At 39.6% G+C, this 17,732-nt stretch carries 19 protein-coding genes; 10 read left to right on the top strand and 9 right to left on the bottom strand.

The features are described from left to right. Positions 1-3: 3 nt before the first annotated feature. Positions 4-1,512, top strand: coding sequence for a coproporphyrinogen III oxidase (locus D3873_RS09990; protein WP_119883900.1), 1,509 nt, complete (start codon positions 4-6; stop codon positions 1,510-1,512). 572 nt (positions 1,513-2,084) lie between these two features. On the opposite strand, the gene D3873_RS09985 is transcribed toward D3873_RS09990, so the two are convergent. Next, the gene (locus tag D3873_RS09985; protein WP_119883899.1) at positions 2,085-2,285 is read right to left on the bottom strand and encodes a cold-shock protein; all 201 of its coding nucleotides are present in this window, start codon (positions 2,283-2,285) and stop codon (positions 2,085-2,087) included. A 233-nt stretch (positions 2,286-2,518) separates the two neighbouring features. Here D3873_RS09985 and D3873_RS09980 point away from each other — a divergent pair, with 233 nt between their 5' ends. Continuing rightward, a complete protein-coding gene (locus D3873_RS09980; protein ID WP_119883898.1) occupies positions 2,519-3,301 on the top strand; it encodes an enoyl-CoA hydratase in 783 nt (260 codons plus the stop codon). Between the two features lie 43 nt (positions 3,302-3,344). Here the strand turns inward: D3873_RS09980 and D3873_RS09975 are convergent, their stop codons facing one another. Continuing rightward, positions 3,345-3,530, bottom strand: a complete 186-nt coding sequence (locus D3873_RS09975; protein WP_119883897.1) for a YhzD family protein — start codon at positions 3,528-3,530, stop codon at positions 3,345-3,347. 75 nt (positions 3,531-3,605) lie between these two features. On the opposite strand from D3873_RS09975, the gene D3873_RS09970 reads away from it, so the two are divergent. The 5 genes from D3873_RS09970 to yhaM all read left to right on the top strand — a co-directional run bounded on the left by D3873_RS09970 (position 3,606) and on the right by yhaM (position 10,902). Continuing rightward, positions 3,606-4,505 (top strand): ABC transporter ATP-binding protein, encoded by a 900-nt coding sequence (locus tag D3873_RS09970; protein WP_119883896.1) that lies wholly within the window; start codon positions 3,606-3,608, stop codon positions 4,503-4,505. Further along, on the top strand, positions 4,498-5,757 hold the full coding sequence (locus tag D3873_RS09965; protein WP_119883895.1) for an ABC transporter permease: 1,260 nt from the start codon (positions 4,498-4,500) through the stop codon (positions 5,755-5,757). Before D3873_RS09970 ends, D3873_RS09965 begins: the two co-directional genes overlap by 8 nt. A 123-nt stretch (positions 5,758-5,880) precedes the next feature. Further along, on the top strand, positions 5,881-7,101 hold the full coding sequence (locus D3873_RS09960; protein ID WP_119883894.1) for a metallophosphoesterase family protein: 1,221 nt from the start codon (positions 5,881-5,883) through the stop codon (positions 7,099-7,101). A gap of 4 nt (positions 7,102-7,105) precedes the next feature. Further along, entirely contained in the window at positions 7,106-9,961 is a 2,856-nt protein-coding gene (locus D3873_RS09955) for an ATP-binding protein (RefSeq protein ID WP_119883893.1), read from the top strand. Continuing rightward, positions 9,961-10,902: a 3'-5' exoribonuclease YhaM gene (gene yhaM, locus D3873_RS09950; protein ID WP_119884527.1), complete on the top strand. Its 942-nt coding sequence runs from the start codon at positions 9,961-9,963 to the stop codon at positions 10,900-10,902. The genes D3873_RS09955 and yhaM overlap by 1 nt, the downstream gene beginning before the upstream one ends. Before the next feature lie 39 nt (positions 10,903-10,941). Here yhaM and D3873_RS09945 read toward each other — a convergent pair whose 3' ends face one another. After that, on the bottom strand, positions 10,942-11,850 hold the full coding sequence (locus tag D3873_RS09945) for a peptidylprolyl isomerase (protein ID WP_119883892.1): 909 nt from the start codon (positions 11,848-11,850) through the stop codon (positions 10,942-10,944). 137 nt (positions 11,851-11,987) lie between these two features. On the opposite strand from D3873_RS09945, the gene D3873_RS09940 reads away from it, so the two are divergent. Beyond that, the gene (locus D3873_RS09940) at positions 11,988-12,080 is read left to right on the top strand and encodes a YjcZ family sporulation protein (RefSeq protein ID WP_119883891.1); all 93 of its coding nucleotides are present in this window, start codon (positions 11,988-11,990) and stop codon (positions 12,078-12,080) included. A gap of 38 nt (positions 12,081-12,118) precedes the next feature. Here D3873_RS09940 and D3873_RS09935 read toward each other — a convergent pair whose 3' ends face one another. The 6 genes from D3873_RS09935 to D3873_RS09905 all read right to left on the bottom strand — a co-directional run bounded on the left by D3873_RS09935 (position 12,119) and on the right by D3873_RS09905 (position 15,730). Beyond that, positions 12,119-12,304, bottom strand: coding sequence for a hypothetical protein (locus tag D3873_RS09935; RefSeq protein WP_119883890.1), 186 nt, complete (start codon positions 12,302-12,304; stop codon positions 12,119-12,121). A 32-nt stretch (positions 12,305-12,336) separates the two neighbouring features. Then, positions 12,337-12,891: a DUF3267 domain-containing protein gene (locus D3873_RS09930; protein WP_338014652.1), complete on the bottom strand. Its 555-nt coding sequence runs from the start codon at positions 12,889-12,891 to the stop codon at positions 12,337-12,339. A 100-nt stretch (positions 12,892-12,991) separates the two neighbouring features. Then, entirely contained in the window at positions 12,992-13,558 is a 567-nt protein-coding gene (locus tag D3873_RS09925) for an HTH-type transcriptional regulator Hpr (RefSeq protein ID WP_119883888.1), read from the bottom strand. 366 nt (positions 13,559-13,924) lie between these two features. Further along, positions 13,925-14,311, bottom strand: a complete 387-nt coding sequence (locus D3873_RS09915; protein WP_119884526.1) for a YtxH domain-containing protein — start codon at positions 14,309-14,311, stop codon at positions 13,925-13,927. A 213-nt stretch (positions 14,312-14,524) separates the two neighbouring features. Next, on the bottom strand, positions 14,525-15,052 hold the full coding sequence (locus D3873_RS09910; RefSeq protein ID WP_119883887.1) for a tryptophan transporter: 528 nt from the start codon (positions 15,050-15,052) through the stop codon (positions 14,525-14,527). A gap of 255 nt (positions 15,053-15,307) precedes the next feature. Next, positions 15,308-15,730, bottom strand: coding sequence for an HIT family protein (locus D3873_RS09905; RefSeq protein ID WP_119883886.1), 423 nt, complete (start codon positions 15,728-15,730; stop codon positions 15,308-15,310). Between the two features lie 64 nt (positions 15,731-15,794). On the opposite strand from D3873_RS09905, the gene D3873_RS09900 reads away from it, so the two are divergent. Both D3873_RS09900 and D3873_RS09895 read left to right on the top strand, forming a co-directional pair. Then, the gene (locus D3873_RS09900; RefSeq protein WP_119883885.1) at positions 15,795-16,544 is read left to right on the top strand and encodes an ABC transporter ATP-binding protein; all 750 of its coding nucleotides are present in this window, start codon (positions 15,795-15,797) and stop codon (positions 16,542-16,544) included. After that, entirely contained in the window at positions 16,528-17,727 is a 1,200-nt protein-coding gene (locus D3873_RS09895; protein WP_119883884.1) for an ABC transporter permease, read from the top strand. The genes D3873_RS09900 and D3873_RS09895 overlap by 17 nt, the downstream gene beginning before the upstream one ends. The last annotated feature ends 5 nt before the right edge of the window (positions 17,728-17,732 follow it).

The following is a 17,732-nucleotide window of genomic DNA, read 5'->3' as shown; positions in this document are numbered from 1 at the left end:
AACATGAAAACAATACACATTCCTGGAGAATTTCCTCAGGATTGGATTCGAAACTTTACACATATCGCTAATTTATTTTTTGAAGAAACGAAGATCAGTTCATCGAGTGAAGAAGCGGAGTTGCAAATTGAACTTTCATTCCACGAAGAAGATGGACAACTAGTTGCAGAAGGTAAACTCGAAGACTTGGTTGCATATTTCCAGGAAGCTGCATTTGAACATGTAGATGATCGTGAAATGCGCAAGCAACAAAAACGGGCACTTGCTCATGTTTTGTTAGATGTCATGGAACAAAAAACAGGTATGCATCAATCTTGGGGCATTCTAACAGGAATTCGTCCGACAAAGCTTTATCACCGTGCTCGTATGGCTGGGAAAACATATGAAGACATTCGAAAAGAACTTCAAACGTCGTACCGTTTAAGTGAAGAAAAGATATCGTTAATGCGAACGGTAGCGGATCGACAGCTTGCCACAATTCCTGATTTAGACTCAATTGGTAATGAAGTCAGCGTTTACATTGGCATTCCGTTTTGTCCAACAAAGTGTGCGTATTGCACGTTTCCTGCATTTGCTATTCATCGGAAAAATGGACGTGTAGATAATTTCTTAGATGCATTACATGTCGAAATTCGGGAAATGGGTGCTTGGATGAAAGCACACGATATCACGATCACTTCTGTCTACTTTGGTGGCGGAACACCAACTTCCATCGAAGCGGACGAAATGGATGCACTTTACCAAACGATGTGGGATTCCTTTCCAAACCCCGATAAAATCCGAGAAATTACAGTGGAAGCTGGAAGACCGGACACGATTACACCTGATAAGCTAAATGTCTTGAAAAAATGGGGTATTGATCGAATTAGCGTGAATCCACAATCCTATACAGATGAAACGTTAAAAGCGATTGGACGTCATCACACAGTGCAAGAAACAATCGATAAATTTTGGCTAAGCCGGGAAATGGGCATGAACAATATTAACATGGATTTAATCATTGGATTGCCGAACGAGGGACTTGCAGAATTCGAACATTCTCTTGCCGAAACCGAGAAAATGCAGCCAGAATCACTTACGGTTCACACGTTGTCATTCAAACGTGCTTCTGAAATGACACGAAATAAAAAGAAATACGAAGTAGCAGACCGCCCAACTGCAGAAGCAATGATGGAGCGAGCAGAAACGTGGACAGAGGAAAATGGCTACGTTCCATACTACTTGTACCGTCAAAAGAATATTTTAGGAAACCTCGAAAATGTTGGATATTCTAAACCTGGTGAAGAAAGTATTTACAACATCGTCATCATGGAAGAAGTGCAGACGATCATTGGGATTGGCTGCGGAGCATCCAGTAAATTTATTGATCAACAAACAGGAAAAATCACGCAATACTACAATCCAAAAGATCCGGCTGCCTATGTCATGACATTTGAAGAAGCAACCGCAAAAAAAATAGAATTGCTAGAAGAAGTATATCCAACAATGAACAAAATAGAGCAGCCTATTTAAGAAGGCATATGTTTAAACCATGGACATCGTGTTCATGGTTTTTGCGTGTGGTGGAAAAGAGTAACAGAATGAGGAAGTATTTCTTTTATGAGTGGGAATGTCCTGTTAAGAAATAGAAGAATCATGCAAAAAAGACGGGGAAACATGCAAGAAAGGAGTGAAAACATGCAGAAATCTCAAATCTACTGTTAAGAAACACAAAAAACATGCAATGAGCCATTTATTTCCAATGAAAGATTTGTAGCGGGGGAGATTATTTTGCTTCGATCAGTGCGTTTTCGCAGGCGAAAACGTTCCTATTGGATGAAAGAGTGAAAATGCAATCTAATTGAAACGTGTAGAGATTGAGAATCTCCTGTTAGGAAACAGAAAAAACATGCAAGAATGACGGAGAAACATGCAGAAATCACAAATCTCCTGTTAAGAAACACAAAAAACATGCAATGAGCCATTTATTTCCAGCAACCATAACCGTCCTATATGTGCGTTCTACTGGAGCTACTTTATTTTCACAACAAATTTCTCCAAACAAAAACAGACCCTACAAAGTAGGGTCTGTTGGAAAGGTAATATTATAGTTTGTTAACGTTAGCTGCTTGTGCACCACGTGCGCCTTGCTCTACGTCGAAAGAAACTGCTTGACCTTCGTCTAATGATTTGAAACCTTCACCTTGGATAGCTGAGAAATGTACGAATACGTCGTCGCCATTTTCGCGCTCGATGAATCCAAATCCTTTTTCTGCGTTAAACCATTTTACTGTACCTTGTTCCATGTTTGTTGCCTCCTATGTGTATCACACACAAATTAATACTATCCCTGCAAGTGATCATTAAGACGAAAAGTTAAAACCAATCTGTTCTTTCACACCGATACAAAAATAATTCTCTTTTATAATAGCACGTATAAACTTCGTTTGCAACTAAGAAGATTATGTTGATGGAAGAAGGAGTTCGACATTTCAGGTAGAATAGTAGAGAAGTGAGTAAAAGAAAATGAGGTGTAACGATGGAATACGAAACAATTCAATTAGTAAAAGAAAATCGTCGAGGTATTTTGACGTTGAATCGACCACAGGCGATGAATGCGATGAATGATGTGATGATGAAAGAATTGGCGGATTGCTTAGAGAGTCTTCAAAATGACGCGGAGATACAAGTGCTGATTATTCGTGGTGAAGGAAAAGCGTTTTCCGCGGGTGGCGATATTAAAGCGATGGTGAATCCTGATGCACCAATGGATATGTCTCTTGTAATGGGGGATATTACGCGATTAGCGAAAAATCTGTATACACTACCAATGATTACGATTGCATCGGTTCATGGTGCGTCTGCTGGACTAGGTTTTAGCCTCGCATTAGGCTGTGATATTGTCATTGCAGAAGAGAATGCGAAACTTGCGATGAATTTCATCGGGATTGGGTTAGTTCCAGATGGAGCAGGTCATTTCTTCTTAAAAGAGCGCGTTGGAATTCCGAAGGCGAAACAATTAATTTGGTCCGGTAAAGTGATGACTGGTCACGAAGCCTTAAGTCTTGGCCTAATTGATGAAGTTGTGGCAGAAGGAAAAGCATTTGAACACGCGGAGATTACGGCGACTGGTATTCTTCATGCACCAGTGAAAGCAATGATCGCTTCAAAACAAATTTTACATACGCAGAATATTCATGAGTTAGAAAGAATATTATCTTTAGAAGCTACCTCTCAAGTAGCGATGCGTAAATCGACAGATCATTTAGAGGGAATTCAAGCATTTGTTGAAAAAAGAAAACCTTCTTTTAAAGGGGAATAAGAAAAGTCTGGGAGAATAAAAAAATTCTTCCAGACTTTTTTACTTAAACGTGAAACAAAATGAGCTTCCCAGCCGTATTAACTAATCGGTGAGTCTTTTCGGATAAATCTTTTTCTTCCAGTTTGTCCGGACCTTTCTCTTTTGCTTCCTCGTCAGATGCGAACTCCCAGTTTTCTTCGACTATGAGTTTGCCTGTAGGTTCAAATGCAGTAAATTTATACGTTTTCACTCGTATCGCCTCACTTAATTAGAGTAGTTTCATTATACAAATAAATGGATGGAAAACAAAGAAGGGGGAAACAAAATGGCATTAAAACTAGAGCACGTTACGAAAAAGTTTGGTTCATTCACAGCTGTAGAAGATTTGACGTTATCGGTGAATGAGGGACAAATGTACGGTTTTCTTGGGGCAAATGGCGCTGGTAAGACAACCACTTTTCGAATGATTCTAGGATTGTTAGATCCAACGGAAGGGGACATTACGTGGAAAGGCAATCGTTTAACGTATCACACGAGTCATTCTGTTGGATATTTACCGGAAGAACGTGGACTTTATCCAAAAATGAAAGTGGAAGAACAACTAATTTATCTGGCGAAATTGCGCAATATGCAAAAAAATGATGCTAAAATTGCAGCCGCAAGATGGATGGAACGATTTGATGTAAGTCACTACGCGTCCAAAAAAGTAGAAGAACTATCAAAAGGAAATCAACAAAAAATCCAAGTCATTTCTTCCTTATTGCACAATCCTTCGCTTCTTATTTTAGATGAGCCGTTTAGTGGACTCGATCCTGTAAACGTAGAGCTGTTAAAAGAAGCAATCATTGACGTGGCAAAAGAAGGGGCAACCATTGTTTTCTCCAGTCACCGAATGGATCATGTTGAAGAACTTTGCGAAAATCTCAGTATCATGCACCACGGAAAAACGGTGGTAAGTGGTTCATTAAAAGAAGTGAAACGCGGATTTGGAAAACAAAATGTGCAACTGAAAATGGAGCAGGATCTTTCCTCTTTACTACATACACCAGGCGTTTTACAGTTTAAACCAACAAAAGAAGGAGGCATCTTCCAAATTTCCGACGAAAAAGTAGGAGACGATTTATTGAAAAAGGCAATCGAATTAGGACCAGTACGACACTTCTCCATTGAAGAGCCATCCTTACAAGAAATTTTCATTGAGAAAGTAGGGAAACAGCATGTCTAAATTTTGGACTATTTTTGCACAATCATTTAAAACGAAAGCACAAACAAAATCGTTTATCATTACGACGGTCGTTGTCGTCTTTGCCATTTTCTTATTAGCGAATATTTCTTCGATTATTGAAAAAGCTCAGCAATTTGGCGGTGAGGATAATGACAACAAAATAGCGGTCGTTGATCACTCAGGAGAACTTTTCACACCATTTCAACAACAATTAGCATTACAAGAATCATCGTTAGAATTAGTAAAGACAGACAAATCGGTCGATTCCTTAAAAAAACTAGTGAGTGATGGAGACTTCTCCAGCATTCTAGAACTCGATTTAGATGCACAGAAGACTATTCAAGTCACGTACACGTCCGAATCGGCAAATGACGTGATGAAGCCACAGGAAATTCAAGAAGCTTTACAAGCTATTCAAACGTCGATTAAAGCAGAAGGGTTGAATTTAACGGGCAATGAAGTAAACGAATTGTTCGCGCCAATCCAGTTCGACCAACAAGCCATTGTGAAAAATTCTCGATCCGAGGAAGAATTAAGTGAAGCGAGAGGGCTTGTTTATGTGCTCATTTTCGTCATTTATTTTTCCGTTATTTATTATTCCAATATGATTGCAATGGAAGTTGCAACAGAGAAATCTTCTCGAGTAATGGAAATCATGATCTCCAGTGTCTCTCCAGTGAAGCATATGTTTGCAAAAATTCTTGGAGTTGGAACCCTTGGTTTACTGCAAATAGCGATTTATGGATTAGCAGGGTATTTCGCGATTAAAACAAGCTCTTCAGATATGACATCCGGATTCTTCCAATATTTCGGGTTTTCAAATGTTGCAGTTTCAACGATCGTTTTTGCCGTCATCTTTTTCTTGCTAGGATACTTCTTGTACGCAACGCTTGCTGCTCTACTAGGATCACTCGTTAGTCGCACGGAAGATGTACAGCAGTTAATCATGCCAATGACATTCATCATCATTATTGCAGCGTTTATTTCATTTTCCGGACTGGGAAACCCAGAAGCAGCATACGTAACATATACATCGTACTTCCCGTTTTTTACACCTCTTGTCATGTTTTTACGTGTAGGAATGCTCGATTTGCCAATTTGGGAACCAATTTTAGGAGTGGCAATTTTAGTCGTTTCGATTGCGATTATGGGCTATTTCGGTGCACGAGTTTACCGAGGTGGAGTCTTAATGTATGGACCATCTCAATCGTTAAAGGATATTAAAAAGGCAATTCAATTAGGGAAAAGCTAAGTATGAACTAAAAATACTTATCCAATGATCATCGTCAATTTTCCTTTCAGGGGAATTGGCGATTTTTCATATCAAATGCTAAAATAAGAACAAATATTCGTTTTTTTATAAAGGAGTTCACCTATGTCTTCTATTCGTTTTTTTCATGCAGCTGATTTGCATTTAGATAGTCCATTTAAAGGAATATCCAACCTTCCACATAAGCTACATCAAACCCTTCGAAATAGCACATTTGATGCTTATACCAGATTAATAGACTTAGCCCTTGAACATAAACCTGATTTTCTACTGATAGTCGGAGATATTTACGACGGGGAAGAAAGAAGTTTAAAAGCGCAAGCGCATTTTCTTCGGGGAATGGAGAAGCTAGAACAAGCTGGGATTCCGGTTTTCATTAGCCATGGCAATCACGACCACTTGAGTGGGAAATGGACTAGATTTCAGCTGCCGGCGAATGTGCATGTTTTTGGCAATGAAACATCTTCTGCTTCGTTACAAGTGAATGGAGAAACAGTGGTGATTCATGGTTTTAGCTACCCGGAAAGACATGTGAAGAAGAGTCGGATGACTAGTTACATACCACGAGAAAATCCAAAAGAGATTCATATTGGTATGTTGCACGGAAGTATCGCAGGCGACACGTCACATGATGTTTACGCACCGTTTACAAAAGAAGAACTTCTGTCAAAAAATTACCACTACTGGGCTCTCGGCCATATTCACAAACGCCAGATACTTCACCGAGACCCATCAATTGTGTATCCAGGAAATAGTCAAAGTCGACACCGAAATGAACAAGGAGAAAAGGGTTTTTATGAAGTGACAATCGACACAAATGGTACAGAATTAGCTTTTCATGTGACCTCTCAAGTGGTTTACGAACGAGTAGAGGTGAAGTGTCCAGAGCTACAGCATGCAAACGATTTTTACCGTTTTATCGAAGAAGTTTGTGACGACACTAGAACTCGCGTTGGAACGGCTATAGTAGATATTCGATTAACAGCAGTCGGGGAAACAGCGAAGGAACTTCTGGAAAGTACTCCACTTGACGAATGGCTCGAGTCGTTACGAGAAGCAGAAGAAATGCACGATCCGACCGTTTTTATTCGTTCGATAGAGCTAGAGAAACCAACGCAAATGAATCCGTCGGAAAATAGTTTGGCGGGCATTTTACTTCAAACGATGGCTGCGTGGGATGACAAAGAGTGGAAAACGGTTGTCAAAGATGTTCATCAGCACGCGAGATTAAGTAAATACTTAGAGCCTCTTTCCATGGAAGAAAAAGAGGAAGTAGCGAATGAGGCAACGAAAATTATTATATCCCACGTAGCGAGCGAGGAGTGATGATATGTATCTGAAAAAGCTAATAATCTTTGGCTTTGGACAGCACGAAGATCGTAAATTTGACTTACAGTCGAATATGACTGTTTTTTTGGGGGAGAATGAAGCAGGGAAAACGACGATACAACAATTCATCTTATCGATCCTGTTCGGTTTTCCACTTCGGAATCAAGGCCTTCAAAGATATGAACCAAAAACAGGTGGAAAGCATGGTGGACAAGTTCATCTCCATCATGAAAAATATGGTCATGTCGTGATCGAACGAGTAAAAGGTAAGTCCGCTGGAGATGTAACAGTATATCTAGAGGACGGCACTCGTGGATCCGATGATTTACTACGCGATGTTGTGTATGGCTATGATAGGAGTTCATACGAAGCAATTTTTTCTTTCTCTATCCACCAACTACAGCAATTTGAAAAAATGACAGAAGAAGAAGTGAGCCGGACATTACTAGCTTCTGGAACTACAGGAGTCGATCAACTTGCAGTATTGGAAACAAAAATGGGCAATGAACTAGCCGATTTATTTAAAAAAGCGGGAAAAAAACCGCAAATGAATGTGCAGCTGGAAAAAGTGCGTGAGCTGGAAACGAAGATAAAAGAGATTCGGGAGAAAACGGAACACTATGAACCATCTATCAATCGTTTGAACGAAATTACTTCGAGCTTAGAAAGGCTGCGTCAAGAAGAACACCTGATTACGAAGGACTTATCGCTACTTCAAAAGCTGAAGCAAGCAGGACCACTATTTATAGAGAAAGAGCAGCTGCTAGAAATTCAATCCGAAAATGATCAACAACAATTCCCTATAGATGGGGTTCGGCGATGGGAATCACTGCGAGATAAAGAAAAAGAGAGTGACGCTCGAATCACACGGTTAGAAGAGGAAATAGAGGAATTAAAAAACGTCCTAACGAATGACGTGAAAGAAATTGATATCGCTTCGATCGATCAGTTTTTAACGAAGGAAGTTGAGTGGCATCAAACGCACGCGAAATTAGCGGAAATACAGCAAAAAATCGTCACGTTAGAAGATGAACTCGAACAAGAGTATCAATTAGTTGGCATCCAGACAGAAGAAGATAAACAACGACTTCTAGCGCAAAATGTTTCATTGGAAAAAGAAACGGCATTCTTGACAGCGTTAAAACACGTAGAAGAAGTCGAGAAGACGCTTGCGCAGAACAAGACAAACGAAGCACAAGTTTTAGATCAACGAATTATAGTGCGCGAAAAATTACAGCAGTCGGAGCAGCCGGAAGATGTTGAAAAGATACAGGCACAAGTATTTGAAAAAGAACAACAGCTCGCTGAAGCGAAACTGTCGAATCAGTCCACTTCCAAATCGACCACCTTGCATCCTTTGCTACTTGTCGGTCTAAGTCTTGGCTTTTCCATTATTGGCAGTATCGTATTATCTGACTACCGAGTGATGATACTTGGAATCATTTTGGCTGCTATTTTATATATGTTAGCTGCGAAAGAGAACACGACTTCCCGTGAAACCGTATCAAAAGAAACGATGGAAGCGTTGGAGCAGGAACTATACGATTGGAAGCAGCGGAAAGAGAAGGCAATAGTAACGAAACTACAGCGCGATCAATTGAATGAACAACTAGAAGAAATCGAGCGTACTATAGGGCGGACACAAGAGGCGTTGAAGCTCACCCAGGAAACATACGAAGAAGCGAAAAAGTCTCTTACAACATTTGCGGAGCAAGAAGGACTACATCAGCGCACGTTAAATGAAGGAACGTTTGTGAAAATTCGTCATCTGCAACGAGTAGAAAAACAAATAGATCGATTACGACAAGAGTACAATTCGGGGACAACACAAGTGAATGAGTGGCTAGCAGAAGGACAATCTATCCTTCAAACACCGTTGACGAAAGAATCGCTTTTCGACAAGTTGAGAGAGGCAAAACTGGCTTGGTCCGATCAAAAAAGAAAACAAAACGACGTGGAAACTCTACTAGAGCAAAAAGAGAAAGAATGGAAAGAAAAGCAACAATTAAAACAAGCATTTGTGCAAGAGAAAGAGAATCTTTTAAATGAAGCAAACGTTTCAGAAGAGAAATCATTCTATTTGGCAGATCAGCAGCATAGAACATATGTGGAGGCTACTAATCGATTGAAACAAATAGAGAGCCAACTTACTTCCATCGGAATCGATGATAATGATCTGAATCATTTGGAGAATACAGAACAGCGTGTTCAGGAGCTTGAAACTAGATCCAGGGAAAATACGGCTAGACGACACGAACTGTTAGAAGAACAAGCAACATTAAAGCAATTAACGAAATCGTTAATGGAAGATGAGGCATATGGCAATTTATTGCAAGAATTTGAAACAGAAAAAGCTTTCTTGCAAGAACTGGCGAAATCATGGGCAGTGAAAAAAGTAGTGGCAGAAACAATTCGTCAAACGATGAGCCAGTTAAAAGAAGAGAGACTGCCTGGAGTGATGGAAGAGGCAAATCGATACTTCTCCGAATTGACAGGTGGCAAATACCATTCTTTAGAATGGACAGAACAAGAGCAAGTAGAAGCGGTGACAAATGATGAACGAAGATATTTAGTGGGAGAGTTAAGCCAAGCAACAAAAGAACAAGCGTATGTTGCCTTGCGTTTCGCCTTAGCTGATTCTATGCTAGAAAGAGCACCACTTCCATTATTGTTAGACGATCCCTTTGTCCACTTTGACAAACATCGAATGGGCCATGCTATAGAAGCCGTAATGCAACTATCGACAAAGCATCAAGTTCTTTACTTTACTTGTCACGAATCAATTGCGACATCATTACCAACTGCAACCATTGTAAGACTAACGAAGGCAGAAATAGAAAGGAGTGTTCATTCATGATGAAAGGTATTACAACTTTAGGAGTAGGAGAAGCAGTTGATCACTTCCTGTTAATTAAACAAGCGACAAAAGCGGTTACGACGCAAGGAAGTCCTTTTATGACGCTGATACTTCAAGATAAGAGTGGCGATATTGAAGCGAAACTGTGGGATACAACCGATGAACATGAAAGACTATATCATCCAGAGGCAATTGTTCGAGTGGGTGGAGAAATTCATCACTATCGAGGGAAAAATCAATTGCGCATTAAAAGCATTCGTCCTATGAAGGAAGAAGAAGGAATTCAACTGAGCGATTTAGTGCCAGCAGCGGAAAAACCGAAAGAAGTGCTAATGGAAGAGTTGCAACAATTTCTGTTTGAAATGCAAAATGCAAATATTCAACGTTTAACTCGCCATATTCTTAAAAAATACCAAACGAAAATTATGACGTACCCAGCTGCAACGAAAAATCACCATGACTACGTGTCAGGACTAATCGATCACGTTGTCTCGATGCTAAAGTTAGGAAAAGCACTTTGTGAGCTGTATCCTACATTAAATCGCGATATTTTATATGCAGGAATTATCCTACACGATATTGGCAAGGTGAGAGAGCTCTCAGGTGCGATTGCAACATCTTATACGGTCGAAGGAAATTTGCTAGGTCATATTACCATTATGGTGACGGAAATTGATAAGGCTGCAGAAGAATTGCAAATTGAAGGGGAAGAAGTAATGGTGCTCCAACACCTCGTACTTTCTCATCACGGAAAAGAAGAGTGGGGAAGCCCGAAAAAACCGATGATTCGTGAAGCAGAAATTCTTCATTACATTGATAACATAGATGCGAAGATGAATATGCTGAATCGTGCATTGAAGAAAACACCTCCTGGAGAATTCTCCGAAAGAATGTTTCCACTTGATAATCGTTCTTTCTACCGACCTACCTTTGATGAATAGAAAATGGCCCTCACTAGAATATCTAGGAGGGCCAATTTTTTACTCTTCAGTTGGTGCTGGTTCTTCTTGCTGCTCACCAGCGCTTAAAATTTGATCGATAGCGCCTTTCAAGTCTTCATCCTTAATTTCGATGTCTGCATCTTTCATCATCTTCGAAACTTTTGGTAATAAAGAAGCTTGATCTGCGTTTTTCATTTGTAGTTCTTTTTTGATTTCATCTTTCTTTTCATCCAATGTACCGTCAACTTCAACTTCACGTTTTTCCGTTACTTGGATAATGTGATAACCAAACTGTGATTTCACAGGTTCACTGATTTCATTTACATCAAGTGCATACGCAGCATCTGTAAATTCCGCCACCATTTTATCTGGACCGAACCATCCAAGGTCTCCACCAGTTTGTTGTGCAGCTTGTTCAGTAGAGTATTCTTTCGCAAGCGCTGCAAAATCTCCACCATCTTCTAATTTCTTTTTCACTTCTTTAGCTGTTTCTTCATCATCTACTAAGATGTGACGAGCGTTAAGCTCTGTTTTCATACGATCGTAATAAGCTTTCACATCTTCATCTGAAACTTCCACACCATCTGTTAGTGCTTTTTCTTGAAGAATATTTAAACGAAGATATTTTTTAAAGCTTTCTTCTGTTTGACCTTGAGCTTGAAGTGTTTGTTCGAAACTATCGCCCATTTCCTTCTTTTGCTTGTCAAATTCAGCCTGTACTTCTTTGTCCGTAACTTCATATTTATCTGCAAGTACTTTTTCAATTAATAATACTTGAAGTGCTTGATCGCCAACGGATTCTTTCATTTCTTGATAAAGATCGTCTTTTGTCACGTCTCCAGCTTTTGATGTTGCCACTACAGCTGAATCGGATGCTGATTCATCATTACATGCACCTAACGCTAATGCAGAAGCTGCAATGGATAATGCTAATACTGATTTTTTCATGTTATCGCTCCTATCTGTCTTCTCGATGCAGAAGTTACTATACCATAAACGATGGAAAAACAAAAATAGTTCCCTCAAATGCCTAAAATGGGTGCAATCTCCTACATACCATAAAGATAGAGAAAGGAGGGGTTCGCGTGAGTGGAGGATATCCTTGTCAATCAAACTTTGCATTGATTGTCGTACTTTTCATCTTGTTAATTATTGTTGGGGCAGCATTCTTGTACTAAAAAAAGCTCATGTACCTGTTTTACAGGTACACGAGCTTTTATGCTGTTAACAGAATTTCTACATAAAAAGAAACAAGAAGGATCGTAATCAGAACATTAATTGTTCGGAAAATCTTCGTTTGTTTCTCTTCGGGAATCTCTCGTTGCATACATAAGGCGTATGTCATTCGATTAATTTGAAACAGATAAAAGATTGAGAAAATCACAACAACTGCAATAATCACAAACTCTCCCCCTCTCTCTGAAGCGTCCGATCTTAAACAGATACTGGAGGTACGAGAATTTCGTAGCCATTGTCAGTCTCTTCAATCAGAGCAAGTTTTGGCGAACGGGCCAAATTTTTGATATACAGTAAGTCTATCAAACAAATTCCACAATGATAAGCAAGTAGCATTGTGAAGTAGTGATTAAACATCGGAAAAAGAATTGCCCCCGCGATTAATACACCATTTATTAGCACAAAAGGTGCTAACAGGGCGAACAAAAAACGAGTCTTCGGAATAGGCTCTTTAATGCGAATCACTAAAATAGGAATAATCCCTAATTGTCGCTTTACATAAAAACGAACTTCTTTCCGATACCGAATCAGTGGTAAATAATGAATTAATTTGTGAGTGGGATATAGTAACAGGAAACTGGCAAAAAAGATGCCGAATCCTTGATCAGACAAGTCTGCTTGACGAGTAACTTCCATCGCCACATAAAAAATTGAAAATACAGCTAATACAATGAGTGAAGACAACATAAAGATTCGATCGAACCCGTATTGTTTTCGTACATTGATTGTTTTCCAGCAGTGCACAGTATGCATCTCCTAATCATTTCAAAAGTACTTACGAATAGATACAATACTCTCTTTGATCAGAAAATGCAACCACTCGAATATTACATTTTAGATAGCGCTTTCAACGTTATTCTAACGGCATCTTTTGTAGATTTAATTTTTCCTCTACTTGATCGAAACGCTGATCAATATTTTTAAAGGAATGTTCAAAAATCTCCATAAAATCTTCCCCATAAATATTGCGAATCACCGCCATTACTTCCATGAAATCTGGGAAACGACCATACAACTCTTTAATTGGCAATGAACCCTCAATCACGCTATGAGGCGTATCATGATAATTCGCAATCATATCAAGCAATAAACTTTCACCCTGCGGTGTTAACTCCACATACGTATTTCGCTTATCATCATCTCGCTTAGAAAAAGTAAGGAGCCCACGTTCTTCCAACTTCTTCGAAAAATTGAAGGCAGTCGAAACGTGCATCACGCCAAATTTTGCCACATCAGAAATCGATGCACCCTTTAAATGATAGGATATCCATAATATGTGATGTTCATTAATATTCAAGTCATAAGGTTTTATCCAAAGCTGCCAATCCTTTTCAACAGCCTTCCATAAAGCCTTTGCCAACTGAGCAATCCTTTGGCTGTAGAGCATTGCTTCCTTCAACGTGTAATTTTTCTCGGACACATTTTTTCCCACTTTCTCAAAAAAACGTTTTTATCATTATAGCAATAAAACAAAAGAGTGGAAAGTTAGAATAATGAAAATTATTCGTCAATTTATAAAGTTTTAGGAAAGTGTTCTTGTGTATTGAAGAAAGTGTCCTGAAGTTGAGGCGAAGTGTCCTGAAGTTGACGCGAAGTGTCCTAATGTTTGGTGAAAGTGTCCTAATGTCCGGCAAAAGTGTCCTGAAGTTGAAGCGAAGTGTCCTGAAGTTGACGCGAAGTGTCCTAAAGTTGACGCGAAGTGTCCTAATGTCGCCAAAAAGTGTCCTAATGTCGCCAAAAAATGTCCCATTTTCCGCACAATCTTTCCATTAAAAAAGACGACTAATCAATTAGTCGTCTCCGAATTCTTTTCTTTTTGATGTTCTCTTAGTGTTTTTTCAAGATCTTCCATTGCAAGTTGGATCGAGTTTAGTTCTTGTTGTAAGTTTTCTTGGATTGGCGCGATTTCTCCTTGCCAGTCATGTAACGATTGCTTAATTCCATTGATGGTTTCTGGCAACTCGTTTTTTGCTTCCGCTGTGAGTTGTTGAATGGAAGAGGTTAAGTCTCGCACATGAAATTTTACTTCTTGAAGTTTTTGTTTTAAGTTTTGCGATTGTACTTTTACGTTTCCGCGTAGTTCTTGGCCAGTTTGGGGAGTAGAGAATAATACTGCCGCTGTGCCAACTACAATGCCAGAAACAATTCCTAGTGTAAATGTGGATGCTTTCATCACGTTAGGGCTCCCTTCGAATGTCTATAGTCTATGTATTTCCTTCTTCTAGAACTATTAAAACATTTGTAGGAAATGCTGTATAGATATTCCGTGAAAATAGCGTTGTGTGAGAATGTATAGTATAGCCGATCCTAAATCGTAAACGTCCATCCCTGACCCGTGCCGCATAAAAAAACCAGCTCTCCTTGAGTTAGGAAGCTGGCGGTTATATTATGCGCTTAAACTGATTGGTTGCATGTTTGATCGTTTCATAAGTTGTAGCACGATTGGATACATGATAAAGAAAGCGAGAGCATTTAGCGCGACTGCAGGCAATACGACTGTAAGAAATAGTCCGATAAACGGAACGTTAACGCCCATTAAGAAAATCGCAACGCTTAAGAATATGCTTCCAGATAATATGGTGCCAACGGCTGTCAAAACCGTGGAAACGAGGATATGTTGTGATACTTTTTTCAATAAAAGAATCGCGATGTAGAACAAAAATGCAGTTGCTACTTTGTCTACAACGTTTGGAATAAATCCTGCGGGAAACGTGGAAAATAATCCAGATAAAATTCCCGTTACGGTTCCTAGTAAAAAGACATGTGACGCTTTTGGGAATAAAAGAATGCCAATAAACATCATCGTTAGCATGAAATCTGGTTTCATTCCTCCGTTAAATCCGGGGATAACCAAATATAATGCGGTGCCCAATGCAATAAGCATGGACATAAGTACAAGTTGTTTCGTATTCATTTTCTCATCTCTCCTAGACTCTGCTATTTTTTTCATTCCCCAAACGTGCACTTATTGCCGTTTGCGAGAACTTATAGGAGAGTGTACCGTGTTTCGCACTCAGAAGCAAGTGTTTCTTCTTCGGTAGGATTGGTAAGGCTGTTTCTATATAGAATGGCATCCAATATTCATGTCACCAAGTATGATGCCGAATTTCATTGCCATGAAAAAAGCAGAGAAGCTCGGCGATACCAAGTTTCTCTGCAGTGGGAATTATTAGGATAGTTTTGCTTGTATTTCTTTCGCGTGTTCGGCAAAATCATCCATAGAAAATTCTTTTTCTTTTGTTTTCCATGATACTTTCAACCCGTCTTTTTCGTTATAACGAGGGATGAAGTGTAAATGGAAATGGAAGACACTTTGCCCTGCTGGTGCGCCATTATTGTTTAACAAGTTTAAGCCGTGCGGTTCGAAAGCATCTTCAATTGCGCGTGCGATTTTAGGTGCGACCGAAAATAAATGCGCCGCTTCTTCCGGTGGCATTTCTTGAATCGATGCGTGATGCGCTTTTGGAATGAGTAATGTGTGACCTTTCGTTAATGGCATAATATCCATAAACGCAAGTACTTTGTCATCTTCGTACACTTTCGTAGCAGGAATTGATCCGTCTACTAATTTACAAAACAAACATTCAGTCATATGCGTCACTCCTTTTTCGTATATGAAGATATGATACACTAAAATCACAAAATGAGGTGACTTGATGAGTATTTTACACGTGGACCATGTAACAGGTGGCTACACCCGTAAAGATGTGTTGCATGAGATTTCATTCAAAATCGAGCCAGGGGAGTTAGTTGGCCTGATTGGACTAAACGGCGCTGGGAAGAGTACAACGATTAAACATATTATTGGAATGATGGAACCAAGAATTGGAACGATCTCCATCAATGGAACGACCTTTTCAGAAAATCCAAGTGCGTATCGTACATCTTTTAGCTATATTCCAGAAACGCCTATTTTATATGACGAGCTTACGTTAAAAGAACATTTAGAGCTAACAGCGATGGCATATGGTATTGACGAGCAAACGCTTCAGCAGCGAAGCGAATTACTCTTAAAAGAATTTCGATTGGAAAAACGCTTAAATTGGTTTCCTTCGCATTTCTCGAAAGGTATGCGCCAAAAAGTAATGATTATGTGCGCATTCTTAGTGGAACCAACTCTTTACATGATTGATGAACCATTCGTTGGACTGGATCCACTCGGTATTCAATCGTTACTTCAGCAAATGGAAAGTCGTAAGCAACGTGGTGCTGCAGTTCTGATGTCAACGCACGTATTGGCGACAGCAGAACGGTACTGTGACCGTATTATTCTTCTGCATCACGGGCGTGTACGCGCTAGTGGCACGATGGATCAGCTGCGCAAGGAGTTTGGAATGCCGCATGCCACCCTCGATGACTTGTACATTGAGATGACAAAGGAGCAAGACGATGAAAAGCTTGCTTGATTTTTGGAATAAACGATTTCAGTCTTATATAGAAGAACTTCAAAAATATGTGCAATATATTTTTACTGGCCATTTAGCGTTTGCGCTTGTTTTTGCAATAGGGGCAGGGGGCTATCAGTACAGTGAATGGCTAAAACGTGCTCCCGCAGATTTCCCTGGAGAAGTGCTAGTTAGCGTTCTTCTTTCCGTGACGCTACTTCTAAGTAAACCAGTCACACTATTCAAGGAAGCGGACAAAGTATTTTTTCTGCCACTCGAAACGCAATTACATGCCTATATGAAGAAGGCGACAACATGGACTTTTTTCTCACAAGTGTGGATTCCACTTCTAATTTTAATTGTCAGTATTCCATTGTTAACGAAAGTCGAAGGGGTAAGCGCCACCACTTTATTAGTAACAGCAGTGCTTGTTTTGGCAATGAAACACTTTTCTGTGCAACATGAAATGTCACTTCTCTGGCATTTTAATGGACAAGGGGCTTGGATCGATCGATTGGTACGATTTTTACTACAAGGGGTTATCTTTTTCTTCCTGTTTAAAGAGAGCTGGTTATTTGTCGGAATTAGCCTGTTAGTATTTGTTGTATTTCACCTAGTTCTTCAGCGCAAAAAAGAGAATGTAGCGTTTCCATTTGAGACATTTATCGAAATGGAAAATAGACGAATGATGCGATTTTATCGTTTTGCTAATAACTTCACGGATGTTCCACATATTACACCGTCGATTCGTCGAAGAAAGTATGCAGATGGTTTATTTTCAGTGATTCCGTATAAACAGAAAAATGCGGAGACATATTTATTGGCAAGAAAATTCATTCGGTCTAGCGATACTTTTTATTTATGGGTTCGCTTAACGCTCATCCTTGCGGTTATCATCGCGCTTGTCGATATCTCGTTTGTACAATATGCGCTTACAGCGGTATTCGCATTTGCCACCGTACTTCAGTTAAAAGCGGCATTAAGTCAACAGTCCGAATTTAAATTGGATGCTTTATTCCCAGCAGTATCAGAAGAGACGAGACGTCAAGCTGCCGCAAATGTCGTTTCTACAGCACAGTTCGTGCAACTGATTGTTCTAATCGTCACGGCAATCCTAACAAAAGTTCCGATCCTGCATGTAGGGATTTTGGCATTTTTACATGTTGTGGTGTCACAGAGCGTTGTGAGATATAAGAAGAGATAAACAGA

This window comes from Paenisporosarcina cavernae (assembly GCF_003595195.1).
In the GTDB taxonomy this organism is placed as follows: domain Bacteria; phylum Bacillota; class Bacilli; order Bacillales_A; family Planococcaceae; genus Paenisporosarcina; species Paenisporosarcina cavernae.
Note: the sequence above shows the minus strand (reverse complement) of the source record. Positions and strands in the feature narration are given on the sequence as shown.